We start from the raw sequence: 25,226 nt of genomic DNA, 5'->3' as shown, positions 1-25,226 counted from the left end.
GCCGGGCGCGCGCCTTATTTGCGCGGTGGTGGCTTGCTGCCTGTGCGTGGCTTGGCGCCGCCTGGCCTGAATCCGCCGGGTTTGTGGCCGCCCGGCTTGTGGCTGGGGGCGTGGTGTGCGGGCGGTGCCGCTGAGCCGGTGTCGTTGCCGTCCCACTCGTGGATGCGCAACTGCTGCTGCACCACCCACACCTTCTTCAGGTGCTCGAAGATTTCCTTCGGCATGCCGTCGGGCAGGTCGATCAGGCTGTAGTGGTCGCGGATGCTGAGGCGGCCGATGTACTGGCTGTCCAGGCCGGCCTCGTTGGCGATCGCGCCGATGATGTTGCCCGGCTTGACGCCGTGCTCGTGGCCGACTTCGATGCGATAGGTGCGCTTGCCTTGTTCGGTGGCATGCGCGCGCAGCGGGCGCGCCGCGAACTCGCGCGGTGGCGCGCCCTCGTGACTGCGCGGCTTGTGCTCGCGGGCCGTGCGGCTGGCACCGTCGCGCTCGCGCGGCTGGTGTTCGCGCTTGGCCGGCTCGTACTTCTCGCGCTTGGGCGGCGGCGCCAGCAGCAGCGGTTGGTCGCCCTGGGCGATGCGCGCCAGCGCGGCGGCGATCTCGACCGCCGGCACGTTGTGTTCCTGCTCGTACTGCTCGATCAGCTGCTGGAACTGGCCCAAATCACCCTGCGCCAGCATGTCGCTGATGCGCTGCTTGAACTTGCCGATGCGTACATCATTGACCACCTCGACCGACGGCAACTGCATCTGCTCGATCGGCTGGCGGGTGGCGCGCTCGATCGCGTGCAGCATGCCGCGCTCGCGCGGGCTGACGAACAGGATCGCCTCGCCGCTGCGCCCGGCGCGGCCGGTGCGGCCGATGCGGTGCACGTAGCTTTCGGTGTCGTACGGGATGTCGTAGTTCAGCACGTGGCTGATCCGCTCCACGTCCAGCCCGCGCGCGGCCACGTCGGTGGCGACCAGGATGTCGAGCTTGCCGTCCTTCAGCTGCTGGATCACCCGCTCGCGCTGTGCCTGGGCGATGTCGCCGTTGATCGCGGCGGCGGCCAGGCCGCGCGCCTGCAGCTTCTCGGCCAGCTCCTCGGTGGCCTGCTTGGTGCGCGCGAAGATGATCATCGCGTCGAACGGCTCGGCCTCGAGGATGCGGGTCAAGGCATCGAGCTTGTGCATGCCGCTGACGAACCAGTAGCGCTGGTGGATGTTCGCCGCGGTCGTGGTCGAGGACTTGATGGTGACTTCGACCGGGTCCTTCAGATGCCGCTGCGCGATCTTGCGGATCGGCACCGGCATGGTCGCCGAGAACAGCGCGACCTGGCGCACGGGCGGGGTGGCCTGCAGCACCTTCTCGACGTCGTCGATGAAGCCCATGCGCAGCATCTCGTCGGCCTCGTCGAGCACCAGGAATTTCAGCTCCGACAGGTCCAGCGTGCCCTTGTCCAGATGGTCGATCACGCGGCCGGGCGTGCCGACCACGACGTGCACGCCGCGCTTGAGCGAATGCAGCTGCGGGCCGTAGCTCTGGCCGCCGTAGATCGGCAGCACCTGGAAGCCGGGGACGTGCGCGGCATAGGTCTGGAACGCCTCGGCTACCTGGATCGCCAGCTCGCGCGTGGGCGCCAGCACCAGCGCCTGCGGCTTGCCGGCGCGGCGCTCGATGCGCGAGAGGATCGGCAAGGCGAACGCGGCGGTCTTGCCGGTGCCGGTCTGCGCCTGGCCCAGCACGTCGCGGCCTTCCAGCAACGGCGGAATGGTGGCGGCCTGGATCGGCGAGGGCGACTCGTAGCCGACGTCGGCCAGCACGCGCTGAACGTCGGGGTGCAGTGCCAGCGCGCCAAAGCCGGACGGGACCGGGGCGTGGTCGGAAGTGGGGGATGACATGGGGAAACCTCGGAGCGGAACGCAGCGCCGTGAATGAGACGCGCAAGGGGCGGATTCTACCAGTCTCTGCCGACGCGCGTGGCCGGCAAGCCTGAACGGGCTGCCATCGTGGCGGCCAAGTATGCTGGCGGTTCGCGCGACCAGGACAGTACAAAGCCATGGCCATCGAAACGATTTCCGAACAGCGCCTGCATGCGGGCGTGCAGGGCTTCTATCGGCATGAATCGCATGCCTGTGCCGGCCCCATGCGCTTTGCCGTCTACCAGCCGCCGCAGGCGGCGCGGCAGCAGTGTCCGGTGCTGTATTTCCTGGCCGGCCTCACCTGCACCGAGGAAACCGCCACGATCAAGGCCGGCGCCCAGCGGCTGGCCGCCGAACTGGGCCTGATCCTGGTGATGCCCGATACCAGCCCGCGGGATACCGGCTTCGACGGCGCCACCGGCGACTGGGAGTTCGGCGAAGGCGCCGGCTTCTACCTCGACGCCACCGAGGCACCGTGGTCGACGCGCTTCCGCATGGCCAGCTACGTCGTCGACGAACTGCCCGCGTTGATCGGCACCCATTTCCCGGCCGACCTCGCGCGCAGCGGCATCTGCGGCCATTCGATGGGTGGCCACGGCGCGCTGACCCTGGCCTTGAACAATCCTGCACGCTATCGCTCGGTGTCGGCCTTCGCCCCGATCGTGGCCCCCAGCCAGGTGCCGTGGGGGCGCAAGGCGCTGCCGCGTTACCTGGGCGACGACCCGGCGGCCTGGGTCGCGCACGATGCCTGCGAACTGGTGCGGCGGCAGACCTTTCCCGGCACCATCCTGATCGACCAGGGCGAGGCCGACGGCTTCCTCGAAGCGCAGCTGAAACCGGAACTGTTCGACCAGGCCTGCGCCGAATCCGGACAGGCCCTGCTGCTGCGCCGGCACGCCGGCTACGACCACAGCTACTGGTTCATCACCAGCTTCATCGACGACCACCTGCGGCACCACGCCGGGGCGCTGGGCTTGCTGTAGGAGCCCCCTCGCGGGCGATACCGTTGCCCCGGAGCCGCGAGGAAAAGAGCATCGCCCGCAAGCGGGCTCCTGCCGCGGGAGACTCGGCGCGTGTCGGCTTGCTCAGGCCTTGGCCGCCGGGCGCCGGTTGTTGCGGCGGCGCTGGTTGCCGGCGGCGTGATCGCCGCGGCCCTGCGGCGCGTAGCCGTTCGGCCGTGCCGCGCCGGCGGGCTTGCCCTGGCGCGGTGCCCGCGACTGCTGGCGCTGACCGCCGCCACCCTGCTTCGGACGCGGCGCGCCGGCATCCAGTCGCAGCGGGGCGGACGGCTCGTAACCGGCCACGGCGGTGATCGCGATGTCCTGCTTGAGCAATTTGCGGATGTCGAACAACAAGCCGGATTCGTCATGGCTGACCAGCGACAGCGCCAGGCCTTCCATGCCGGCGCGGCCGGTACGGCCGATCCGGTGCACGTAGTCTTCGGCCACCGACGGCAGGTCGAAGTTGATCACGATCGGCAACTGCTCGATGTCGATGCCGCGCGCGGCGATGTCGGTGGCGACCAGCACGGTGACGCGGCCGCTCTTGAAATCGCTGAGGGCGCGCGTGCGCGCGTTCTGGCTCTTGTTGCCGTGGATCGCGGCGCTGCGCAGGCCCGAGGCGTTGAGGTAGGTGACCAGCTTGTCGGCGCCGTGCTTGGTGCGGCTGAACACCAGGCTCTGGCGGCGGCTGTCCTGCGACAGCACGTGCAGCAGCAGGTCGCGCTTGCGCGAGGCGTCCACCGGGTGCACCTGGTGGCTGACCAGGGCGGTCACGGTGTTCGGCGCCGAGACCGAGATCTCGCGCGGGTTGTGCATGAACTCCATCGCCAGCGTCTTGATCGCCGGTGCGAAGGTGGCCGAGAACAGCAGGGTCTGGCGCTTCTTCGGCACCACCTGCAGGATGCGCTTCAGCGCCGGCAGGAAGCCCATGTCGAGCATGCGGTCGGCTTCGTCCAGCACCAGCGTTTCCACCGCGGAGAGGTCGAGCGTGCGCTGCTGCAGGTGGTCGATCAACCGGCCCGGGGTGGCAATGACGATGTCCACGCCGCGGCGCAGCGCATTGATCTGCGGACCCATGCCGACGCCGCCGAAGATGGTGGTGGCGCTGACGTGGATGTGCTTGCCGTAGTCGCGCATGTTCTCGTGGATCTGCGCGGCCAGCTCGCGGGTGGGGGTGAGGATCAGTGCGCGCGGGCGGCGGGTCATGGTCTGCCCGCTGGTCGACAGTTTCTGCAGCAGGGGCAGGGCGAACGCGGCGGTCTTGCCGGTGCCGGTCTGGGCGGCGGCGAGCAGGTCGTGACCTTCCAGCGCCGGCGGGATCGCCGCGGCCTGGATCGGGGTGGGATTGGCGTAGCCGTAATCGGCGAGCGCACGCAACAACGCGGGCGCAAGGCCCAGCGAATCGAAGGACATGAAACACTCCTGGGCAACCCGGAGTGTTCATACCGTGTTGCGAAGCAAAGGGAAGGGGGGCGGCAGGTGCCGCTGCCATCGTGAAGACGACGGCCCGACAAGTATAGCGGATTCGACGCGCCGGCGTCTGCCCCTTCGGGCAGGAGTCAGCGCGGGTGGTGCGCCACCACCAGGTAGCTGTTGAACGGGGTGCGCCCACGCAACGGCTCGATGCGCACCTCCAGCCCCGCCTGCTCGATTGGCTCGCGCAATTCGTCGGCACTCGGATAATGCTGCGCACCGCCGGAAATCCAGCCGGAGGCATGCAGAAAGAACTCCTCCACGCGGGTGGCGTGGAAGCGCCAGTTGGCCTCGCGCAGTACGTTGCGGATGATCAGGCAGCCCTGCGGCGACAGGTGCCGGGCGGCGTCCCGCAGCAGGGCCGGCTGGCGCACGGCGGGCAGATAGTGCAGTACGTCGAGCAGGGCGACATGGCCCTGCTGCGCGGGCAGTTCGGCGGCGTCGGCCTGTTGCAGCCGCATCATGGCATCGAGTCCCGCGCGTTGCACCGCACGTTGGCCCGCCAAGATCTTGCGCGAGTCGTGGTCCAGCCCGAGGTAGGGCTGGTGGTGGCCTTGCGCGTGCAGGTACTGGCCCAGCAGGCCGATGCCGCAACCGATGTCCAGCAGCGGCAATGCGGTGCCGTCGATCCGCGCCGCCACGGCCGCGTAGACCGGGTCGCTGGCCAGCTTGCCGCGCACATAGCCACGCTGCAGGCTGCCCTGATAGAGCCGGGCGATGCGTTGCCGGGTGTGACGGTCCATGCGCGTCCCGCGTGCCGAAGATGCGGCCAGCCTAGCAAGCTTGCCGGGACGGTGCGGGGTTGCGTGGCGGGCCGGCCTCGTGCATACCGTGCGCAGCGCTGGCCGACGGCCGCTCCCTGGAGTTCCGCGATGTCATGGTTTGCACCCCTGCGCCAACTCGATGTCACCCAGCGGCATACGGTGGCGGCGAGCTTCCTGGGCTGGACGCTGGATGCGTTCGACTTCTTTCTGCTGGTGTTCGTGCTGGGCGACATCGCCGACGATTTCCACGTGCACAAGACCGAGGTGACGCTGGGCATTTTGCTGACCCTGGCGGCCCGCCCGCTCGGCGCTCTGCTGTTCGGCAGGCTGGCCGATCGCTACGGGCGCCGGCCGGTGCTGATGTTCGACGTGCTGCTGTTCTCGTTGCTGGAACTCGCCTGCGCCTTCGCGCCGACGCTGACCGTGTTGCTGGTGCTGCGCTTCGCCTTCGGCATCGCGATGGGCGGCGAGTGGGGCATCGGCGCTTCGCTGGCGCTGGAGAGCATCCCGGCGCGTTCCCGCGGCATGGTTTCCGGGCTGCTGCAGAGCGGCTACCCGTGCGGCTACTTTCTCGGCGCGATCGCCTACTGGGTGGTATTCGACGTGCTGGGCCTGGGCTGGCGCGCGATGTTCGTCGTTGGCGTGCTGCCGGCGTTGCTGGTGCTGTATCTGCGCAGCAAGGTGCCCGAGTCGCCGGTGTGGCAGGCGGGACAGGTGGGCAGGCAGCGGCGGAGCCTGCGCGATTCGATGCGCGGGCAATGGAAGCGACTGCTGTACATGATGTTGCTGATGATGGCGTTCAACATGTTCAGCCATGGCTCGCAGGACATGTATCCGACCTTCCTCAAATCGCAGTTGCACCTGCAGGTCGGCGCGGTGACCGTGCTGACGATGCTGCTCAACGCAGGCGCCATCCTCGGTGGTCTGAGCTTCGGCGCCTGGTCCGAACGCATCGGTCGGCGGCGGGCAATGATCGTGGCGGCGCTGCTGGCCTTGCCGTGCATTCCGCTGTGGACGCATGGCGGCTCGCTGGTGCTGCTCGGGTTGGGCGCGTTCCTCATCCAGGTGATGGTGCAGGGGGCCTGGGGCATCGTGCCGGCCTACCTCAACGAGTTGTCGCCCGACGACGTGCGCGGCACCTTGCCCGGCTTCGCCTACCAGCTGGGCAATCTTCTGGCCGCGAGCACGGCCACCGCGCAATCGTGGCTGGCCGACCGCAGCGGCGGCAACTATGCGCTGGTGATGGCGGGGTGGATGGCCGTGGTCGCCGTCGCGCTGGCGCTGCTGGCCTGGCTGGGGCCGGAGGTGCGCGGTACGCGCTTTGGCAGGTCGCACTCCTGATAGAATCGCCGGTTTGCGCCCTCTTGCGAGACACATGATGAAAGCTGGAAAGGACAAGGTGGTTTCCCTGCACTACACGCTGACGGTGGCCGGCGACAAGGTCGAAAGCTCGCACGACCGCGACGAGCCGTTGTGGGTGCTGCTTGGCCACGGCCAGCTGATTCCCGGTCTGGAAGCCGCCCTGGAAGGCCACGAAGCCGGCGAGAATCTCGCGGTGGACGTGGCCGCCGTGGACGCCTACGGCGAGCGCCAGGAAGGCCAGATCCAGCGCATGTCCAAGAAGTACTTCCCGCAGGCCAGCCGACTCAAGCCCGGCATGGTCACCGTGCTGCAGCTGAAGCAGGGCGGCCAGCGCGCCGTCACCGTGCACAAGGTCGGCATGAGCACGATCGACGTGGATCTCAACCATCCGATGGCCGGCAAGGACCTGCATTTCGATGTCGCCATCGGCGAGGTGCGCGAGGCCACCGAGGAAGAACTCCAGCACGGCCATGCCCATCCGCCGGGCAGTGCGGAGCACTGAGCAGGGGATATCGAATCAAGGCAATGACGGCGCCCTCGGGCGCCGTCATTCGTTGGCCCTCTCCCTTCCACGGGAGCGTTGGAGAGGGGTAGCCCGGGCGACCCGCGGAAGTCCCACTGCGGGTGAAAGGTCCGGATGAGGGCCGGCAATTCGTGCAGCGGCGCACCCTGTGCGCGACGATCTTCGCCGCGTAACGAAAGGCATCGTGCACAAGGTGCGCTCCTGCAGGGTTCCGGCCCGTGTGGCCCCTCAATCCAGCACCCGCTTCCCGTACGCGAAATGATCGCCCCAGTACGGCCCGTCGATGTCGTCCAGCCGCACCGTGCCACCGCTGTTCGGCGCATGCACGAAACGCCCCTTGCCGACGTACACGCCGACGTGGCTGATGCTGCCGCCGATGTCGAAGAACACCAGGTCGCCGCTGGCCAACTGGGTCATGCGCTTCACCTTGTGCGCGCGCATCGAGGCCATGGCGTGCGAGGTGCGTGGCAGGGCGATGCCGGCCGCCGTGCGGTAGATGTAATCGACCAGCCCGCTGCAGTCGAAGCCGCCGGCCGGCGTGTTGCCGCCCCAGCGATAAGGCGTGCCCACCAGGCCGATCGCGCGGAACAGGATGTCGTTGGCTTCGCCCGCGCTGGCGGCTGACGGTGCGCGTGGCGGCAGGTCGGCCAGCGCGGAATGCGAAGTCCTGTAGGTCGGCTCGCGATGGTGCGGCGCGCTGGCGCAAGCGGCCAGCAACGCGAGCATGGCGCCGAGCAGCAAGGCGTGCGTCATGCGCCGGGCGGCGGCGATCGACGTGACGCGGCGTGTTCGGTCCATGCGCATGGCGGGGTCCCGGCTTGAGTCGGGCTGAGGTTATCAAATCAATGGGTTGGAAGAAAGTTCTCACAAGTTGGTGCAGTTGTGGCCATGCCGCGGTATCGGCGCAGCTGGTTACAATCCGTCGATGGATTCGGATCGCGACGATGTGTTGATCCTTGGTGGCGGCGTCATCGGGCTGGCTTGTGCGCTGCAACTGCGCAAGGCCGGTGCCAGCGTGCGCGTGCTGGAGCAGGGCACGCCCGGTTGCGGCAGTTCGCACGGCAACTGCGGCACCATCACGCCCAGCCATGCGGCGTCGCTGGCCATGCCGGGAATGATCGGCGTCGCGTTGCGGTCGATCGTCCACGCGGACGCGCCGCTGTATCTCGACCCGCGCCTGGACGGGCCGCGGCTGCGCTGGCTGCTGGGTTTCGCGCGCCATTGCAACTGGAGCGACTTCCATGCGGCGACCCATGCGCGGCTGGCGATCCTGCAGCGCTCGCGCCGGTTGCTCGGCGAGCTGGTGCGTGACGAAGGGCTCGACTGCGAGTTCAGCGAGCAGGGTACCTTGCATGTCTACCGCACGGACCGGCTGCGCCAGGCGGACGAGAAGGGGCATGCGGCGCTGCTCGAAAAACTCGGCGTGACGGTGCAGCGCCTGGACGGCGCCGAGGTCGAGGCGATGGAGCCGGCCTTGAAACCGGGCGTGGCCGGCGGCGTGCTGCATCCGCAGGATGCCTCGCTGCGGCCGGACCGCTACGCGGCCGAGCTGGCGCGCCGCGTGCTCGAATGCGGCGGCACGATCGAGAGCGGTGCGTGCATCGAGGGCTTCATCACCGACGGTACGCGGATCACCGGCGTGCGCACTTCTCGCGGAGCGTTCCGCGGCGAGCGCATCGTGATGGCGCTGGGCGCGTGGTCGCCGCTGCTGGCACGACAACTGGAGCTGCGCCTGCCGATGCAGCCGGGCAAGGGTTATTCGATCACCTGGGATCGTCCCGCGCTGGCGCCGCGCCGTGCGCTGAGCCTGCGCGAACCTTCCGTCTGCGTCACTTGCTGGAGCGACGGTTTCCGGTTGGGCAGCACGATGGAGTTCTCCGGCTACCGCACCGGGCTCAATCGCACCCGTCTGGACGCGTTGCGCCGCGGCGCCGCCGCGAACCTGCGCGAACCGGCCGGTGGCCGGCTGTTGGAGGAATGGTGGGGTTGGCGACCGATGAGCGTCGACGAAGTGCCGATCATCGGCCCCAGCACGCGCTGGACCAATCTGTGCCTGGCCACCGGCCATGGCATGCTGGGGGTGAGCATGTCGGCGGCCACCGGTGAACTGGTGGCGTCGCTGCTGGCCGGCACGCCGGCGCTGCTCGACGCCACCCCCTACGCACCCTCGCGTTTCGGGCTGTAGCGATCGCGGCGCCATCCGTCGGCGCCTTCCACGAACGCCGAGGAGCATGCGATGACGGCAAGCCATGACCTGATCGTGCTGGGCGCCGGTTCCGGCGGCCTGGCCACGGCCTTTCGCGCAGCCAGGCATGGTGCCCGCGTGGCCCTGGTCGAGCCGCGAGAACTGGGCGGCACGTGCGTCCATCGCGGCTGCGTGCCGAAGAAGGCCATGTGGATCGCCGCGCAATGGGCGCAGGAGCAGCGCTGGGCGACAGCGCTGGGGTTCGATGCACAGCCCGGGCCGCTGGACTGGCGGCACTTTCGCGAGGTGCGCGTGGCCTACATCGGAGGCATCGACCGTCGCTATGCCGAACGGCTGGAGCAGGCCGGTGTCGAGCTTGTGCGGCAAGCCGCGCGATTCGTCGCGACGGACACGGTGGAGCTGGCCGATGGCCACCGTGCGCAGGCGCCGCACGTGGTGATCGCCACCGGCGCACGGCCGCGTCGGCTGGATCTCCCCGGCTTCGATCTGGGTCTGGTGTCGGACGACATCTTCGCGCTCGACGCCGCGCCCGCGCGCGTGGCGATCGTCGGCGGCGGTTACGTGGCGTCGGAGTTCGCCGGCTTGCTGCGGGCGCTCGGCTGCAGCGTCGAGATGCTGGCGCGCGAGCGCCTGCTCGGCGGGTTCGACGCGGAACTGGTGCGCGCCCTGCGCGAACACATGCATGGCCAGGGCATCGCCGTGCAGCTGGACACCGACGTGCGCGGCGCACGTCGCACCGACGATGGCATCGTGCTGGACGACGCTGCCGTTGCCGGCACGCGAGGTCCCTACGACGCGGTGCTGTGGGCGGTGGGGCGCGTGCCGAACACCGAATCGCTGGGTCTGGATACTGTCCGCGTGAAGCGGGACGACAAGGGCCACGTCACGACCGATGCCTGGCAGGACACCAACGTCGCGGGCATCCACGCGGTGGGCGACGTCACCGGCCGGCATGCGCTGACCCCGGTGGCGGTGGCCGCCGGGCGCGCGCTCGCCGACCGCCTGTTCGGCGGGCAGGACGAGTCGCGGCTGGATTACCGCAACATCCCCAGCGTGGTGTTCTCCAAGCCACCGCTGGGTCGCGTCGGCCTTACCGAGGAAGAGGCCCGCGAGCGCCACGGCGACGCGGTGCGCATCCACTGCAGCCGCTTCACGCCCATGGCCTGGGCGCTGGTGGGCAAGCGTGAGCAGAGCCTGATGAAACTGGTGTGCGTTGGCGAGGACGAACGCGTCGTCGGCATTCATCTGCTGGGCGCGAGTGCCGACGAGATGCTGCAAGGGTTCGCGGTAGCCCTGAAGCGCGGCATCCGCAAGCGCGATCTCGATGCCACGGTGGCGATCCACCCGACCTCGGCGGAAGAACTGGTGTTGATGGATTAGTGGTCGCGATCGAAGACTCGGGATTCGGGGGAGCGGCCGCATGCGGGCTTTGGCTTTCGACTCCCCAACCCTGATCCCGGCCCTTAGACTACCCCCATGGACACGTTCACCTTGCACCGGGGCCGCGTACCCCTGCTGATCAGCCTGCCGCACGATGGCAGCTTCATTCCCGCCGACATCGCCGCGCGCATGCCCCCGGCCGCGCGGCGCTCGCCCGATACGGATTGGCACGTGGCGCGGTTGTACGAGCCGCTGGCCGAGGCGCTGGGCGCCAGCGTGCTGAAACCTGCCGCCTCGCGTTACGTGGTCGACCTCAATCGGCCTGCCGATGGCCATGCGCTGTATCCGGGCCAGCGCGAGACCGGCCTGGTGCCGTTGATCGGCTTCGATGGCGAGCCCTTGTACCGCGACGGCGATGCGCCCGACGCGGCCGAAGTTCAACGGCGGATAAACGATTACTGGCAGCCTTACCACGATGCATTGGCGCAGGAACTTGCGCGGTTGCGGGCCGAACACGGCCGCGTGGTGCTGTGGGAAGGCCATTCGATCCGCAGTCGCGTGCCGATGCTGTTCGAGGGCAGGCTGCCGGATTTCAACCTCGGTACGGCAAACGGGGCGAGCTGCGATGCCGCCCTGCAGATGCGCCTGGCCGATGGCCTGCAGGCGCAGTCGCGCTTCAGCGTTGCGATCAACGGGCGTTTCAAGGGCGGTTACATCACCCGTCATTACGGTCGCCCGGACGCCGGCGTGCAGGCGGTGCAACTGGAGCTGGTGCAGCTCAACTACATGGACGAGGCGAGCTTTGCCTATGACGCGTCGAAGGCGTCGCAGGTGCAGGCGTTGATCGAATCCTTGTTGCGCACCTGTCTGGACTGAACGCAAGAAATTGCCGGCGGCCGGAGCGTTTTTCGACTGTCAAGATCCGGCGCGATCCGGCGCACCGAAATGGCCTGCTGCATTCAGCAGCCGTATGTCCTGTGCGCCGCATTGTCTTGCCGTCGCGCCACCCGAGGCGCCGGGTTCCGGCCGGGCTCGCGGCATTTCTTCTCCGAGGTTTGTCACCATGATGCGTAATGTTCTGATTGCCTCCCTGCTGGTTGCGGGCGTGGCGCTTTCCGGCTCCGTGCTGGCCCAGGCTGCTGCCCCGCAGGCCGCCGCCCCCGCGGCGCAGGCTGCCGTGGCAACCAAGGCCGCCCCGGCGACCGAAGCTGCGCCGAAAGCCGCTGCGCACACGACGACGCACCACAAGACCCACAAGCATCACAAGAGCCACAAGAAGGCCGCCGCCACGCCGGCCGCGGGCTGATCCCGCGCCGGCCTGGAAAGGTTCTGGCTTCAGTGCCCCGCCGACTCAGGTCGGCGGGTTTTTTTGTGCCGGCAGCGCGGCAATGCACTTGAGCTCGATCGCGATCGGCGTGGGCAGGCTGTGGATGCCCAGCGTAGTGCGGCAGGCGTCGACGCCGGCGAAATATTCCGCGTAGAGGCGGTTGTAGGTCGCAAAGTCGCGCGCCATGTCGGTCAGGAACACGGTGACGTCGATGAGATCGGTCCACTGCGCACCGCTGGCTTCCAGCACGGCGCGCACGTTGGCGAACACCTGTCGGCATTGCGCCTCGATGTCGTAGTCGAGCAGACGGCCATCCGCGTCGTGGACGTTGCCGGGAATGGCATTGCTGCCCGGTTGACGCGGGCCGACGCCGGACAGGAACAGCAAATCTCCGACCCGCCGCGCGTGCGGATAGGCGCCCACCGGTTGCGGCGCGGCGTCGGTGCGGATACCCGCGCCGCTCATGCGCCGCCGGTCCAGCGGCGGGTCAGCTGGGCCACCGCCTGCTCATAGGCTTCGGGCAACTGTTCGCGGCCGCGCACGTCCAGCCCCAGGTCGTGCATGTGACCGTTGTCCAGGCCGTAGATCCACGCGTGCACGGCCAGTTGCTGGCCACGCTCCCAGGCTTCACGCACCACCGTGGTGTGGCAGACGTTGAGCGCCTGTTCCAGCGCGTTCAACTCGCACAGGTGGGCGTGGCGCAGGGCGAACGACTGGTTCGGGTCGAGCTTGTCCGAGTGCTTCAGGGCAATGTCGGTGATGTGCCGCAGCCAGTTGTCGATCAGGCCGAGGCGGCTCTCCTTCAACACCGCGCCGACGCCGCCGCAGCCGTAGTGGCCGACGACCAGGATGTGCTTGACCTTGAGCACGTCGACCGCGAACTGGATCGTGCTGAGCGCGTTGAGGTCGGTGTGCACCACCACGTTGGCGACGTTGCGATGCACGAAGATCTCGCCCGGCGGCAGGTCGACGATCTGGGTGGCCGGAACGCGCGAATCCGAGCAGCCGATCCACAGATACTGCGGCGCCTGCTGCTGCGACAACTTCTCGAAAAAGGTCGGGTCCTGCGTGGTGACCTGATCGGCCCAGCGGCGGTTGTTGGCAAGCAGATCGTTCAGTGAGTTCATCGAGGTTCCAGGCGTTTCGGACGGGTGGCGCGGCGTATCAGGGGCTGGCACCGTACGCGATGCAGACGTTTTTCGGTTCGGTGAAGAAATGCAGCGCCTCGGCACCACCCTCGCGGCCGACGCCCGATTGCTTGGCGCCGCCGAACGGCGTGCGCAGGTCGCGCAGCAACCAGCAGTTGATCCACACGATGCCGAATTCGAGTTGCCCGGCCAGCCGGTGCGCGCGGGAAAGATCCTGCGTCCACAGCGACGCGGCCAGTCCGTAGTGGCTGTCGTTGGCGATCGCCAGCGCCTCGGCTTCGTCCTCGAACGGGATCAGCGCGACTACCGGGCCGAAGATTTCCTGCTGGTTGGTCTGCGCCGAAGAGGGCAGCCCTTCGATCACGGTCGGCGCGATGAACCAGCCGCCGGCGCAGCGGCCCGGCACGGCAACCGCCGCGCCGCCACACAGCACGCGTCCGCCCTCGGCGCGGGCCTGTGCGATGCAGCCGAGCACCTTGTCGTAGTGCGCCCGCGACACCATGGCGCCGAGGTCGCTGCGTGCGTCGTCCGGATCGCCCACGCGCAGCGCCTGCACGCGCGCAAGATAGCGTTCGCGGAACGCGTCGTAGATGGAGCGCTGCACCAGCAAGCGCGAGCCGCACAGGCAGATCTCGCCCTGGTTGGCGAAGCCCGAGCGCACGATGGTGTCGAGGTTGGCGTCGGAAAGATCCGCATCGGCGAACACGATCGCCGGATTCTTTCCGCCCATCTCCAGCGAGACTTTCTTGAACGCCGGTGCCGCGACGGCAGCGATGGCCGCGCCAGTGCGCGTGGAGCCGGTGAACGACACCGCCTTGACCGCCGGATGCGCCACGATGGCTTCGCCGACCTGTGGCCCCAGCCCGTGCACGATGTTCAGCACGCCCGGCGGAAAGCCGGCCTCGATGCTCAGCTCGCCCAGCAGGGCGGCAGTGCACGGCGTGATCTCCGAGGGTTTTGCCACCACCGTGTTGCCGGCCGCCAGTGCCGGCGCGATCTTCCAGGTGAACAGGTACAGCGGCAGGTTCCACGGACTTATGCAACCGACCACGCCGAGCGGCTGGTGCAAGGTGTAGTTGATGGCGCCGGCGCCCGGCGTGCCCGTTTCCATCGCATGCGATTCGCTGCCCCAGCCGGTGATCGCGGCGGCGAAGTAGCGCAGGTTGCTCACCGCGCGCGGGATGTCGAGGCGGCGCGCGAGGGCGAGCGGCTTGCCGCTGTCGCGCGATTCCAGCGCAGCGAACTCCTCCAGCCGCGCCTCGATCAGGTCGGCCAGGCGGTGCAGCAAGTGCGCCCGTTGCTCGATCGGCGTGGCCGCCCAGGCGGTTGCTGCGCGACTGGCGGCGGCCACGGCGGCCCCGACATCGGCGGCATCGGAATCCGGGCATTGGGTCAGCACGCCCGCCGTGGCGGGTTCGTGCACGTCGAGCCAGCTGTCGCTAATAGGCGCCCGCAGGCGGCCGTCGATCAGGTTGGCTAGGCGCGGAGTGGACATCCGCGTCATCTTAAGTCCAGCACGCGACAATTGCACCGAACGCGACCGTACGCAGGGCGCGCGACGCGCTGGATGGGCCGGGCTTCAGTCGGGCGGCTGGCGGGTCTGGTCGCTCAGAGCGAGCGCATGCGCCCACCGTCGACCGGCAGGCTCGTGCCGGTGATGTAGCTGGCCGCCGGGGAGGCGAGGAAGGCGACGGCGGCGGCGGTTTCCGCGGGATCGGCGAAGCGGCCCATCGGAATCTCCGCGGCCATCTCGCGCGCGACTTCCACTTCGCTGCGCCCCGACTTCTGCGCCCGTACCCGCACGATCTGTTCGATCCGCGGCGTGTGGGTGGAGCCCGGCAGCACGTTGTTGACGGTGATGCCCAGCGGCGCCAGTTCGCCAGCCAGGGTCTTGGCCCAGCTCGCCACCGCGCCGCGGGTGGTGTTGGAGACGCCGATGCCGGAGAGCGGCTCCTTCACCGAGGTGGAGATGATGTTGACGATGCGGCCCCAGCCGGCGTCGCGCATGCCGGGGATCACCACCTGCGCCAGCGTGTGATTGGCCAGCAGGTGCTGGCCGAAGGCATCGAGGAATTGCGGCGGCGTGGCGTCGAGGATGCTGCCCGGCGGCGGTCCGCCGCTGTTGTTGACCAGGATGTGCACCGGCGCCGCCGCGACCAGGGCTTCGACCCGCTCGCGCAGGCTGCCGGTGTCGCTCGCATCGGCGACCAGCAGGTCGTGGTGCTGCGCGCCGTCGGTGCGCGGCAGGCTGCCGACCACCTCGGCCAGCACTTCGGCGCGACGCGCAAGCACGGTGACGTTGGCGCCGAGCAGGGCCAGCTCGATCGCGCAGGCACGGCCGATGCCCTGGGAAGCGCCGCAGACCAGCGCATGACGTCCACTCAGATCCAGTTGCATGGAGTTCTTCCTCGGTGAGGGGTCAGGAGGAGAGACGCGTGGCCAGCGCGCCCAGCCAGCACAGCCAGCCTAGCCAGGGACCCAGTCGCCACAGGTGGCGCCAGCGGTCGATCGAGCGGTCGCCCAGCGCCGGCAGTGCCGGCGAGCGCAGCACCTGCTGCATTCGCGCCCAGCGGCGCCAGGCGGAGGGCCGCGCGTGGTCGGCTGCCGCGATGATTTGCCAGTGTTGCGGATAACGCCGTCGCAACAGCGTGGCCAATCGGTATTGCGCCACGAACGACAGCACAAACAGGCCCACCCCGGCGACCAGCAACGCCAAGTACAGCACGATCACGACGAACTGCCGCGTTTCCCGCTCCAGGGCAGCGGCAACTCGTTCAGCAGGCCGTCGCCGTGGGGTGCTTCGCCGCACACCGCGTTGTCGATGGCTTTCTGGTAGACGGAGTTCATCATGCCGATCCACAGCGACCCGTCCGGCCCGTGCGGGATGCTGAAGCTGCCGCTGGAGTTCATCTTCAGGGTGGCCGCAGTGGTGGCGTTGGAGAGCGAGGCCGGCGACTGCTCCCAGTAGGTCTTGCCCGACTGCTGGTCGGCCGAGCTGTAGACCAGCAGGTAGTGGGCCTTGTCGCTGTCGATCTTGAAACTGCCGAAGGCCCCGCTGGTTTCGTCGCTCCAGCCCATGTGTTCGCACAGGCGGATGTCGTCGAAGCGGATCGGCTGGAAGCCGTCGTCGAGCAGCACGATGGTGGGCGCGAACAGGTAGCTGGCATGCAGCCAGCGTCCGTTCAATTCCGATTTCAGCGCCACCCGGTACGGCAGCTTCATGCCGGTGGGCAGGCGGAAGGCGAGGAAATAGCTCTTGGTGCCGTTGAGGTTGGCGACCATGCTGCCGCTGCCCAGGGTGAACTTCTGCGGCTGCCACGGCAGCAGGCTGCGGTAGGAGAAATCGGCGAAGCTGCTGCAGCAGGGCGTGGCCTGCTGCAGATGCAGTTGGGCGATCTTCAGCGGATCGCCGGGGTCCTCCGCGGGCGGCCGCAGGTTGGGCGGCAGCAACGCCTTGGCGGCATGGCAGCCGGTCAGCGCGAGGGCGGCGGTGAACACGGCGGCAAGGGCGGCGAAGCGGTACGACATGGGCGTCAGAACTCGGCGGTGCCGGCGGCACGCGGGTAGGGGATGGCGTCGCGGATGTTGGACAGGCCGCAGATGTAGACCAGCAGGCGCTCGAAGCCGAGGCCGAACCCGGCGTGCGGCACCGTGCCGTAGCGACGCAGGTCACGGTACCAGCCATAGCTGGCCGGATCGAGGCCGAACTGGATCATGCGGCGGTCCAGATGATCCAGCCGTTCCTCGCGCTGGCTGCCGCCGATGATCTCGCCGATGCCGGGCGCGAGTACGTCCATCGCGGCCACGGTCTTCTCGTCATCGTTCAAGCGCATGTAGAACGCCTTGATCGCCTCGGGGTAGTTCATCACGACCACGGGGCGGCCGACATGTTTCTCGGCGAGGTAGCGTTCGTGTTCGGTCTGCAGGTCGATGCCCCAGGCGACCGGGTATTCGAACTTCTCGCCGGACTTCTTCAGGATCTCGATCGCGTCGGTGTAGTCGATGCGCTCGAACGGCTTGGCGATGAATGCCTCCATCCGGCTGATCGCATCCGGTTGCACGCGTTCGGCGAAGAACGCCATGTCGTCGGGGCGTTCGTCCAGCACGGCCTTGAAGATCGCCTTGAGGAAGCCCTCGGCGCAGTCGGCATTGGCGGCCAGGTCGGCGAAGGCGATCTCCGGCTCGCACATCCAGAACTCGGCCAGGTGGCGCGCCGTGTTGGAATTCTCGGCGCGGAAAGTGGGACCGAAGGTGTACACCTTGCTCATCGCCAGGCAATAGGCCTCGACGTTGAGCTGGCCGGACACGGTGAGGAACGCCTCGCGGCCGAAGAAGTCCTTGCGGAAGTCGATCTTGCCGTCGGGCAGGCGCGGCAGGTTGGCCAGGTCCAGCGTGGACAGCCGGAACATGTCGCCGGCGCCTTCCGCATCCGACGTGGTGATGATCGGCGTGTTGATCCAGAAGAAGCCCTGCTCGGTGAGGTGGCGATGGATCGCCGTCATCATCGTGTGCCGCACGCGCGTCACCGCGCCGAACAGATTGGTGCGCGGGCGCAGGTGGGCGACCTCGCGCAGGAACTCCATCGAGTGCTGCTTGGGCTGGATCGGGTAGGTCTCCGGGTCGTCGACCAGGCCGGTGACGATCACCTCGCCGGCCTGGATCTCGAAACGCTGACCCTTGCCCTGCGAGGGCACCAAGGTGCCCGTGACGATCACGCCCGCGCCGGCGGTGAGGTGCTTCACCTCGCTCTCGTAATTGGCCAGGGTGGCCGGCACTACCGCCTGGATCGGGTCGAAGCAGGAGCCGTCGGTGACGTTGACGAAGGACAGGCCGGCCTTGGAATCGCGGCGCGTGCGCACCCAGCCGCGCACGGTCACCTGGCTGCCGGCATCGATGCTGCCCGACAACGCCTGCTTCACACTGACCACGGCCATGGATTGGAACTCCTGCTGCTTGCGCACCGGTCGGTGCGCTGGATGGTGGGCACCCGCGCGGCGCGCGGAGCCAAACCCGCATGATAATGTAGGGCTTGCCCGGGTCGCGACACCTGCCGCCCATTTCACGAGATCGAATCCGCCTGCCATGAGCATCAGCATCACCCCCGCTGCCAACGAACGCATGCGCCACTTCCTCGCCTCGACGCCCGCGGCGGCAGGCGTGCGCTTCGGGGTCAAGCGCACCGGCTGTTCGGGGTTTGCCTACGTGGTCGACCTGGCCGAGTCGATGGACGAGGGTGACCGGCTGCTGGAGGTGGACGGCGTGCCGCTGATCGTCAGCGACAAGAGCCTGGCCCTGGTCGACGGCACCGTCATCGACTTCCAGCGCCACGGGCTCAACGCCAGCTTCGTGTTCCACAACCCGAACTCCACCGGCGAGTGCGGCTGCGGCGAGAGCTTCACCGTCAGCTGAGCGCCTCTGCCCGGCGCGCAGGCTTTTCAATGACTTGCGTGGCCGTTGTGCGTCATCGTACAATTCCGCTTCTGTCTGCACCCGAAAGGGCACGGGCGGGACACTTGCCTCACCGCACTGACGGGAGGCTGCCAGGCCGCTTTGGCCGCATCCACAAGGAGTCAACCCACGATGACCCTGCGTCATTACGAAGTCGTATTCATGGTCCATCCGGACCAGAGCGAGCAGGTTCCCGCCATGCTCGAGCGCTACAAGTCGCTGATCGAGGCCGACGGCGGCAAGATCCACCGCCTGGAAGACTGGGGCCGGCGCCAGCTGGCTTACCCGATCGTCAACCTGGCCAAGGCACACTACGTGCTGCTCAACATCGAAGTGAGCCAGAACGCGCTGAACGAGCTGGAGTCCGGCTTCCGTTTCAACGACGCCGTGCTGCGCCACCTGGTGATCCGTCGTGACGAGGCCGACATCGAGCCGTCCTTCATCCTGAAGTCGAAGGAAAAGGACGACGCCAAGTCCAGCCGTCGCCGCGACGACGACAACGATGGCGAGAGCCGTGGCCATGGCCACGCCGACAACGATCGCGACAGCGACGACTGATCAGGGAGCACCCACATGTCCAAGTTTTTCCGCCGCCGCAAGTTCTGCCGCTTCACTGCCGAAGACGTGAAGGAGATCGACTACAAGGATCTCAACACCCTGCGCCAGTACGTCACCGAGAACGGCAAGATCGTGCCCAGCCGCATCACCGGCACCAAGGCGCGCTACCAGCGCCAGCTGGCCACCGCGATCAAGCGCGCGCGCTTCCTCTCGCTGCTGCCGTATACCGACAACCACGACGTCTGAGGGCGTCGAGGGAATAGGGAGTAGGGAATAGGGAATCGGTTGCTCCGTAGCTCCGCTTTTCCTATTTCCTATTCTCCATTCCCTATTCCCTATTCCCTCAATTCGGACAACCGTCCTCTGGCTGCGTCGGGCCACACCGGCGCTAACGAACAGGAAAGCATCATGGAACTCATTCTTCTGCAGAAAGTCCGCAATCTCGGCAACCTGGGTGACAAGGTCACCGTGAAGCCGGGTTACGGCCGCAACTACCTGCTGCCGCAGGGCAAGGCCGCGCGCGCCAATGCCGCCAACCTGGCCGCATTCGAGCAGCGTCGCGCCGAGTACGAGGCCAAGGCCAACTCCGTGCTGGCCGACGCCGAAGCGCGCAAGGCCAAGCTCGCCGACGTGGCGGTGACGATCCCGGCACATGCCAGTGCCGAGGGCAAGCTGTTCGGTTCGGTCGGCCCGCGCGACATCGCCGAGGCCCTGGCCGCCGAAGGTCACGCCGTCCACAAGGGCGAAGTGATCCTGGGCGAAGGCCCGCTGCGCACCACCGGCGAGTTCGAGGTTGCCGTGCACCTGCACGCCGACGTGCACACCACCGTCAAGGTGATCGTGGTCAGCGACAAGTAAGTTCCGGTCCATCGGAAACGTCCGGGCGCCGCGAGGCGCCCGTTTGTTTTTCGAGGGCCGGGAATGGGGAACAGGGCATCGGAAACGGCCTGGTCGCTGCCTTCGATTCACCACTCCCGATTCCCCATTCCCGGCTTTATCCCCAGCCATCCCCAACATATCCACAGAGTTGTTGTCTCGACGCGTGAGACGCGGCCGCGCATGATGTGTCGACATGTCCGCCCACCTGCGGTCGGCGCCTGCGGCGCCGGTGGCGGGGTCGTTCCCGAGGTAATCCGATGTCCTTCGTCCCAGAGCGCAAATCCTCCTCCGCGGCGATCGAGGCGTTGCGGGTGCCGCCGCATTCCATCGACGCGGAGCAGGCGGTGCTGGGCGGGTTGATGCTGGCCCCCGGCGCGCTGGACAACGTCGCCGACCGGCTGGCCGAGGACGATTTCTACCGCAAGGATCACCGGCTGATCTGGCGCGCGATCAACGAGCTGGCCAACAAGGGCATGCCGTGCGACGCGGTGACCCTGGGCGACTGGTTCGAGAGCAATGGCCTGGCCGAGATGGTCGGCGGGGCCGGCTACCTGATCGAGCTGGCCAACAGCACGCCCAGCGCGGCGAACATTGCCGCCTATGCCGAGATCGTGCGCGAGAAGTCGGTACTGCGCCAGCTGATCGACGCCGGCACCTCGATCACCGAGGACGGCTACCGGCCCGAAGGCAAGAGCGTGCACGAGGTGCTGGAAAGCGCCGAGCAGCGCGTGTTCCACATCGCCGAATCCGGCGCCCGCGGCAAGAAGGATTCCGTCTCGATGCGCGAGGCGGTGAAGGATGCCTTCAAGCTGCTCACCGAGCGCTACCAGAACCGCGGCCAGCTTACCGGCGTCAGCACCGGCTTCACCGACCTGGACGAGCTCACCTCCGGCCTGCAGCCGTCGGACCTGATCATCGTGGCCGCGCGCCCCTCGATGGGCAAGACGGCCTTCGCATTGAACATCGCCGAGACTGCGGCGCTGGGCAGCAAGAAGGCGGTGGTGGTGTTCTCGATGGAGATGTCCTCCTCGCAGCTTGCATTCCGCCTGATCTCCTCGGTGGGCCGCATCCACCAGCAGCATCTGCGCAACGGCACGCTGGAGGAGGAGGACTGGCCGCGCGTCTCCAATGCCATCGCGCTGCTGTCCGACGCCAAGATATTCATCGACGACACGCCCAGCCTGTCGCCGGTGGAGTTGCGTTCGCGCGCGCGCCGGCTGCATCGCGAGCACGGCGGTCTCGGCCTGATCGTGATCGACTACCTGCAGCTGATGCAGGTGCCCGGCAACACGGAGAATCGCGCCACCGAAATTTCAGAAATCTCGCGTTCACTGAAGGGGCTTGCCAAGGAGCTGAACGTGCCGGTGATCGCCCTGTCGCAGTTGAACCGCTCGCTGGAACAGCGCGCCGACAAGCGCCCGATGATGTCCGACCTGCGCGAGTCCGGCGCCATCGAGCAGGACGCCGACGTGATCATGTTCATCTACCGCGACGAGTACTACAACAAGGAATCGCAGGACAAGGGCATCGCCGAAATCATCATCGGCAAGCAGCGCAACGGCCCCACCGACACCTGCAAACTGACCTTCCTCGGCCACTACACCAAGTTCGTGAACTACGCACCGGACTCGTTCGTGGGCGGGTTTGATTGAGGCAGGGAATCGGGAATGGGGAATAGGGAATCGAGAAGCGCCTGCAATCTCCGGGGCATTCCGGTGTGTTTGCCAGGTCCGGAACATCAGGGCATGTCTCGAGGCCACGTGCTGTTCCCATTCCCTATTCCCCATTCCCGATTCCCTGGCGAAGCCCCATGAGCCGCACCACCGTCGCCACCATCCATCTCGGTGCGCTGCGCCACAATCTGGCGCGGCTCAAGGCCATGGCGGCGCCGGCGAAGGTGATGGCGGTGGTCAAGGCCGATGCCTACGGGCATGGGCTGGAGCGGGTGGCGCGTGCGCTGGATGGCGAGGCCGAGTGCTTTGCGGTGGCGGCGTTGGGCGATGGCCTGCGCCTGCGCGCGGCGGGGCATCGGCAGCGCATCGTGGTGTTGTCCGGGCCGGACAAGCCGGGCGACCTCGCCGAGATGCAGCGGCTGCAGCTGGAAGCGACCATCCACCACGAGGCGCAGTTGCCATGGCTGGCCGCGATGGCGCCGGTGCGCGGGCGGCTGCGGGTGTGGCTGAAGGTCGACAGCGGCATGCACCGGCTGGGCTTCGCGCCCGGGCGTATCGCGGCGGTGCATGCGCAGCTGGCCGCGATGGCCGGCGTCGATCCCGAGATAGGCCTGCTTACGCATTTTTCCGATTCGGAGGTGTTCGACGGCCCGCAGACGCCGGCGCAGATCGCCCGTTTCGCGGCGGTGACGGACTCGTTCGCCGGCCCGCGCTCGCTGTCCAATTCCGCCGCGGTGCTCGGCTGGCCCGACGCGCGCGGCGACTGGGTGCGCACCGGCGGATTGCTGTACGGCTTGTCGGTCGTCGAGGGCAGGCATGGTGGCGATTTCGGCTTCCGCCCGGCGATGACGCTGTCCACCCGGCTGATCGCGATCAACCGCATCGGCCGAGGCGAGCGCATCGGCTACAACGGCACCTGGACCTGTCCCGAGGACATGCCGGTCGGTGTGGCCGCGGTCGGCTACGGTGACGGCTACCCGCGCAGTGCCGCCGCCGGCACGCCGGTGCTCGTCGGCGATCGCCGCGTGGCATTGATCGGCCGGGTCTCGATGGACCTGATCACGCTCGACCTGCGCGGCGCACCCGACGCGACGATCGGCGACCGGGTGACGCTGTGGGGGCCGCAGCTTCCGGTCGAAACGATCGCCGCCGCGGCCGGCACGATCTCCTACGACCTCACTTGCGGCATGACCCGCCGTGTGCTGTTCGTCGAGGACGAAGGCTGACATCGTTGCGCGCCGCGCGCGTCTCGCCGCCTGCGATGGTCGCGCACTAAACTCGTTGTCCTCTGTCGCTTCACTCGGGAAATCCGCATGGCCAAAGCCAGGACCGCCTACGTCTGCACCGAATGCGGCGCCGAGCACAGCAAGTGGCAGGGACAGTGCGTCGAGTGCGGGGTGTGGAACACGCTCAGCGCGATCGTGCTGGAGCCGGCCACGGCGGGCAAGGCGTCGGCAGGTGCACAGCGTTCCAGCTATGCCGGCGCCGCTGCGGGCGCGCCGAAGATCACGCCGCTTACCGAAGTGATGCTGACCGCCGACGCGCGCACGCTGACCGGCATCGGCGAGCTGGACCGCGTGCTGGGCGGCGGTCTGGTGCAGGGTTCGGTGGTGCTGATCGGCGGCGATCCGGGCATCGGCAAGTCGACCCTGCTGTTGCAGGTGCTTGGCACGCTGGGTCTGCAGCTGCCCAGCGTCTACGTCACCGGCGAGGAGTCGCTTTCGCAGGTGGCCGCGCGTGCGCAGCGCCTGGGCCTGGCGCTGGAGCCGCTGCAGGCGCTGGCCGAGACCTGCATCGAACGGATTCTCGAACAGGCCATGGCCACGCGGCCGAAGGTGCTGGTGATCGACTCGATCCAGACCATCTGGACGGAATTGCTGGCCGCCGCGCCCGGTTCGGTGTCGCAGGTGCGCGAGTCGGCCGCCAAGCTCACCCGCTTCGCCAAGGAGACCGGCACGGCGGTGTTCCTGGTCGGCCACGTGACCAAGGAGGGCGGCATCGCCGGCCCGCGCGTGCTCGAGCACATGGTCGATGCGGTGCTGTATTTCGAGGGCGAATCGGGCAGCCGTTTTCGCGTGTTGCGCGCGTTCAAGAACCGCTTCGGCGCGGTCAACGAACTGGGCGTGTTCGCGATGAGCGACAAGGGCCTGCGCGAGGTGCCGAATCCGTCGGCGATCTTCCTTTCCTCGCACAGCGGCCCGACTTCCGGCAGTGCGGTGATGGTGACTCGCGAGGGCACCCGCCCGTTGCTGGTCGAGGTGCAGGCGCTGGTGGACCAGTCCTCGCTGGGCAATCCGCGCCGGGTCACCCTGGGCCTGGAGCAGAACCGGCTCGCCATGCTGCTTGCCGTGCTGCATCGGCATGGCGGCGTGGCCGCGTACGACCAGGACGTGTTCGTCAACGTGGTCGGCGGTATCCGCGTGCAGGAAACCGCGGCCGATCTGCCGGTGCTGCTGGCGGTGCTGTCCAGCCTGCGCGATCGCCCGCTGCCGGAGCACATGGTCACCTTCGGCGAAGTGGGCCTGTCCGGCGAGATCCGTCCGGTGCCCAATGGCGAGGAGCGGCTCAAGGAAGCGGCCCATCACGGCTTCCGCCGCGCGATCGTGCCCAAGGCGAATGCGCCGAAGAAGGGCAGGGTCGGCGAGATGGAAGTGATCGGTGTGGAGCGGCTGGGAGAGGCGATCGACGCCTGCCGCTAGAACCGGTCGCGGGCGGATTCAGCCCATCGTGCGCTGCAGGATCACTTCCAGCACGAATTTCGAGCCGAAGAACGCCAGCCCCAGCACCGCCATGCCGATCAGGGTGAGGTTGACGGCGCTACGCCCGCGCCAGCCATGGCGCCAGCGACCCCACAACAAGGCCCCGAAGATCAGCCATGCCACGACGCTGAGCACCGTGGTGTGCACGAGGTGTTGCGCACGGATATTGGCGATGAACAGGAAGCCGCTCAGCAAGGTCAGGGTGAGCAGCGCGAATCCGGCGCCGATCAGGCGAAACAGCAAGGCTTCGGTCTGGGTCAGCGGCGGCAGGGCGCGAACCAGCATGCCTGGCCGGCGCGCGCGCAGCGCGCGCTCCTGCACCGCCAGCAGCAGGGCGAGTACCGCGGCGATGGACAGCACGCTGTAGGCAAGCAGCGCGATCACCACGTGCAACTGGATCTGCCAGTCCATGGGCCTGGGCACGGTCGGCGGCGCCAGGAACACGTCCAGCGCCAGCAACAGTGCAGCCAGCGGAAACACGATCACGCCCAGCCCGGCGACCGGTCGCGACAGGTTCACCAGCAGGGTCAGCGCAGCCACCACGCAGGCCACCAGCGACAGCGCGGCGAAGAAGTGCAGGTCGAGCCGGCCGCCATGCGCTCCCAGCAGGACCGCTGCGTGCAGCAGGACCGCCACCGTTGCCGTCGCCAGGCCGAGCCGCCGCGGCGAGCGCGGACAACCCGTCAGCGGAGCAGCCAGCAAGGCGGCGCCGCCGGCGTAGAGGGCGATGGCGAGAATGGAAGGAAGAGTCAGCGGCATGACGGTGAAGTGTCGCACAGGGCCCGGCCGGGTTGCATGCGGGAGCCGATCGATCCGTCCGCTAT

General features: G+C 68.1%; 26 protein-coding genes. 14 read left to right on the top strand and 12 right to left on the bottom strand.

Annotated features, from left to right (window positions below; translation table 11 throughout):
• Positions 1 to 14 precede the first annotated feature (14 nt).
• Positions 15 to 1,880: a DEAD/DEAH box helicase gene (locus tag ACVCMI_RS12440; RefSeq protein ID WP_447098624.1), complete on the bottom strand. Its 1,866-nt coding sequence runs from the start codon at positions 1,878 to 1,880 to the stop codon at positions 15 to 17.
• 158 nt (positions 1,881 to 2,038) lie between these two features.
• On the opposite strand from ACVCMI_RS12440, the gene fghA reads away from it, so the two are divergent.
• Positions 2,039 to 2,884, top strand: coding sequence for an S-formylglutathione hydrolase (gene fghA / locus ACVCMI_RS12435; RefSeq protein WP_447098625.1), 846 nt, complete (start codon positions 2,039 to 2,041; stop codon positions 2,882 to 2,884).
• Positions 2,885 to 2,986: 102 nt separating this feature from the next.
• Here the strand turns inward: fghA and ACVCMI_RS12430 are convergent, their stop codons facing one another.
• Together ACVCMI_RS12430 and ACVCMI_RS12425 are read right to left on the bottom strand one after the other, a co-directional pair.
• Positions 2,987 to 4,315, bottom strand: a complete 1,329-nt coding sequence (locus ACVCMI_RS12430) for a DEAD/DEAH box helicase (protein ID WP_395119237.1) — start codon at positions 4,313 to 4,315, stop codon at positions 2,987 to 2,989.
• Between the two features lie 146 nt (positions 4,316 to 4,461).
• The gene (locus tag ACVCMI_RS12425) at positions 4,462 to 5,118 is read right to left on the bottom strand and encodes a class I SAM-dependent methyltransferase (protein WP_447098626.1); all 657 of its coding nucleotides are present in this window, start codon (positions 5,116 to 5,118) and stop codon (positions 4,462 to 4,464) included.
• 129 nt (positions 5,119 to 5,247) lie between these two features.
• On the opposite strand from ACVCMI_RS12425, the gene ACVCMI_RS12420 reads away from it, so the two are divergent.
• Both ACVCMI_RS12420 and ACVCMI_RS12415 read left to right on the top strand, forming a co-directional pair.
• Complete coding sequence (locus ACVCMI_RS12420; protein WP_447098627.1) at positions 5,248 to 6,480, top strand: MFS transporter; 1,233 nt, start codon at positions 5,248 to 5,250, stop codon at positions 6,478 to 6,480.
• Between the two features lie 37 nt (positions 6,481 to 6,517).
• A complete protein-coding gene (locus ACVCMI_RS12415) occupies positions 6,518 to 7,003 on the top strand; it encodes an FKBP-type peptidyl-prolyl cis-trans isomerase (protein WP_395121409.1) in 486 nt (161 codons plus the stop codon).
• 249 nt (positions 7,004 to 7,252) lie between these two features.
• Here ACVCMI_RS12415 and ACVCMI_RS12410 read toward each other — a convergent pair whose 3' ends face one another.
• On the bottom strand, positions 7,253 to 7,777 hold the full coding sequence (locus ACVCMI_RS12410) for a C40 family peptidase (RefSeq protein WP_395121408.1): 525 nt from the start codon (positions 7,775 to 7,777) through the stop codon (positions 7,253 to 7,255).
• Between the two features lie 172 nt (positions 7,778 to 7,949).
• Between ACVCMI_RS12410 and ACVCMI_RS12405 the strand changes: the two genes are divergently transcribed.
• The 4 genes from ACVCMI_RS12405 to ACVCMI_RS12390 all read left to right on the top strand — a co-directional run bounded on the left by ACVCMI_RS12405 (position 7,950) and on the right by ACVCMI_RS12390 (position 11,916).
• The gene (locus ACVCMI_RS12405) at positions 7,950 to 9,209 is read left to right on the top strand and encodes an NAD(P)/FAD-dependent oxidoreductase (RefSeq protein WP_447098628.1); all 1,260 of its coding nucleotides are present in this window, start codon (positions 7,950 to 7,952) and stop codon (positions 9,207 to 9,209) included.
• 51 nt (positions 9,210 to 9,260) lie between these two features.
• Positions 9,261 to 10,610 (top strand): glutathione-disulfide reductase, encoded by a 1,350-nt coding sequence (gene gorA / locus ACVCMI_RS12400; protein ID WP_447098629.1) that lies wholly within the window; start codon positions 9,261 to 9,263, stop codon positions 10,608 to 10,610.
• Between the two features lie 96 nt (positions 10,611 to 10,706).
• The gene (hutG, locus tag ACVCMI_RS12395) at positions 10,707 to 11,486 is read left to right on the top strand and encodes an N-formylglutamate deformylase (RefSeq protein ID WP_447098630.1); all 780 of its coding nucleotides are present in this window, start codon (positions 10,707 to 10,709) and stop codon (positions 11,484 to 11,486) included.
• Positions 11,487 to 11,673: 187 nt separating this feature from the next.
• Entirely contained in the window at positions 11,674 to 11,916 is a 243-nt protein-coding gene (locus ACVCMI_RS12390) for a hypothetical protein (protein WP_447098631.1), read from the top strand.
• Between the two features lie 45 nt (positions 11,917 to 11,961).
• Here the strand turns inward: ACVCMI_RS12390 and ACVCMI_RS12385 are convergent, their stop codons facing one another.
• The 7 genes from ACVCMI_RS12385 to asnS form a co-directional block, all read right to left on the bottom strand.
• Complete coding sequence (locus ACVCMI_RS12385) at positions 11,962 to 12,402, bottom strand: RidA family protein (protein ID WP_395119223.1); 441 nt, start codon at positions 12,400 to 12,402, stop codon at positions 11,962 to 11,964.
• Complete coding sequence (gene can / locus ACVCMI_RS12380) at positions 12,399 to 13,064, bottom strand: carbonate dehydratase (RefSeq protein WP_395119221.1); 666 nt, start codon at positions 13,062 to 13,064, stop codon at positions 12,399 to 12,401. The genes ACVCMI_RS12385 and can overlap by 4 nt, the downstream gene beginning before the upstream one ends.
• A gap of 37 nt (positions 13,065 to 13,101) precedes the next feature.
• Positions 13,102 to 14,580: an aldehyde dehydrogenase gene (locus ACVCMI_RS12375; RefSeq protein WP_447098632.1), complete on the bottom strand. Its 1,479-nt coding sequence runs from the start codon at positions 14,578 to 14,580 to the stop codon at positions 13,102 to 13,104.
• A gap of 113 nt (positions 14,581 to 14,693) precedes the next feature.
• A complete protein-coding gene (locus tag ACVCMI_RS12370; RefSeq protein WP_447098633.1) occupies positions 14,694 to 15,482 on the bottom strand; it encodes an SDR family oxidoreductase in 789 nt (262 codons plus the stop codon).
• 22 nt (positions 15,483 to 15,504) lie between these two features.
• A complete protein-coding gene (locus ACVCMI_RS12365; protein WP_395119215.1) occupies positions 15,505 to 15,816 on the bottom strand; it encodes a hypothetical protein in 312 nt (103 codons plus the stop codon).
• On the bottom strand, positions 15,813 to 16,613 hold the full coding sequence (locus tag ACVCMI_RS12360) for a hypothetical protein (protein ID WP_395119213.1): 801 nt from the start codon (positions 16,611 to 16,613) through the stop codon (positions 15,813 to 15,815). The genes ACVCMI_RS12365 and ACVCMI_RS12360 overlap by 4 nt, the downstream gene beginning before the upstream one ends.
• Before the next feature lie 5 nt (positions 16,614 to 16,618).
• Positions 16,619 to 18,019: an asparagine--tRNA ligase gene (gene asnS, locus ACVCMI_RS12355; protein ID WP_395119211.1), complete on the bottom strand. Its 1,401-nt coding sequence runs from the start codon at positions 18,017 to 18,019 to the stop codon at positions 16,619 to 16,621.
• 148 nt (positions 18,020 to 18,167) lie between these two features.
• Here asnS and ACVCMI_RS12350 point away from each other — a divergent pair, with 148 nt between their 5' ends.
• The 7 genes from ACVCMI_RS12350 (at position 18,168) to radA (ending at position 24,342) form a co-directional block, all read left to right on the top strand.
• The gene (locus tag ACVCMI_RS12350; RefSeq protein WP_136258380.1) at positions 18,168 to 18,494 is read left to right on the top strand and encodes a HesB/IscA family protein; all 327 of its coding nucleotides are present in this window, start codon (positions 18,168 to 18,170) and stop codon (positions 18,492 to 18,494) included.
• Between the two features lie 171 nt (positions 18,495 to 18,665).
• Positions 18,666 to 19,091, top strand: coding sequence for a 30S ribosomal protein S6 (gene rpsF, locus ACVCMI_RS12345; RefSeq protein WP_395119207.1), 426 nt, complete (start codon positions 18,666 to 18,668; stop codon positions 19,089 to 19,091).
• A 15-nt stretch (positions 19,092 to 19,106) separates the two neighbouring features.
• Complete coding sequence (rpsR, locus tag ACVCMI_RS12340; protein ID WP_007081973.1) at positions 19,107 to 19,337, top strand: 30S ribosomal protein S18; 231 nt, start codon at positions 19,107 to 19,109, stop codon at positions 19,335 to 19,337.
• Positions 19,338 to 19,499: 162 nt separating this feature from the next.
• Complete coding sequence (gene rplI / locus ACVCMI_RS12335) at positions 19,500 to 19,949, top strand: 50S ribosomal protein L9 (RefSeq protein WP_395119205.1); 450 nt, start codon at positions 19,500 to 19,502, stop codon at positions 19,947 to 19,949.
• Between the two features lie 278 nt (positions 19,950 to 20,227).
• A complete protein-coding gene (locus ACVCMI_RS12330; RefSeq protein ID WP_395119203.1) occupies positions 20,228 to 21,622 on the top strand; it encodes a replicative DNA helicase in 1,395 nt (464 codons plus the stop codon).
• Between the two features lie 158 nt (positions 21,623 to 21,780).
• Positions 21,781 to 22,869: an alanine racemase gene (gene alr, locus ACVCMI_RS12325; protein WP_447098634.1), complete on the top strand. Its 1,089-nt coding sequence runs from the start codon at positions 21,781 to 21,783 to the stop codon at positions 22,867 to 22,869.
• An 87-nt stretch (positions 22,870 to 22,956) separates the two neighbouring features.
• On the top strand, positions 22,957 to 24,342 hold the full coding sequence (gene radA / locus ACVCMI_RS12320; RefSeq protein WP_447098635.1) for a DNA repair protein RadA: 1,386 nt from the start codon (positions 22,957 to 22,959) through the stop codon (positions 24,340 to 24,342).
• A gap of 18 nt (positions 24,343 to 24,360) precedes the next feature.
• On the opposite strand, the gene ACVCMI_RS12315 is transcribed toward radA, so the two are convergent.
• Entirely contained in the window at positions 24,361 to 25,161 is an 801-nt protein-coding gene (locus ACVCMI_RS12315; RefSeq protein ID WP_395119197.1) for a cytochrome C assembly family protein, read from the bottom strand.
• Positions 25,162 to 25,226 lie beyond the last annotated feature (65 nt).

It is taken from the genome of Rhodanobacter sp. UC4448_H15 (assembly GCF_052978265.1).
This window is presented reverse-complemented; position numbering and strand designations above follow the sequence as displayed.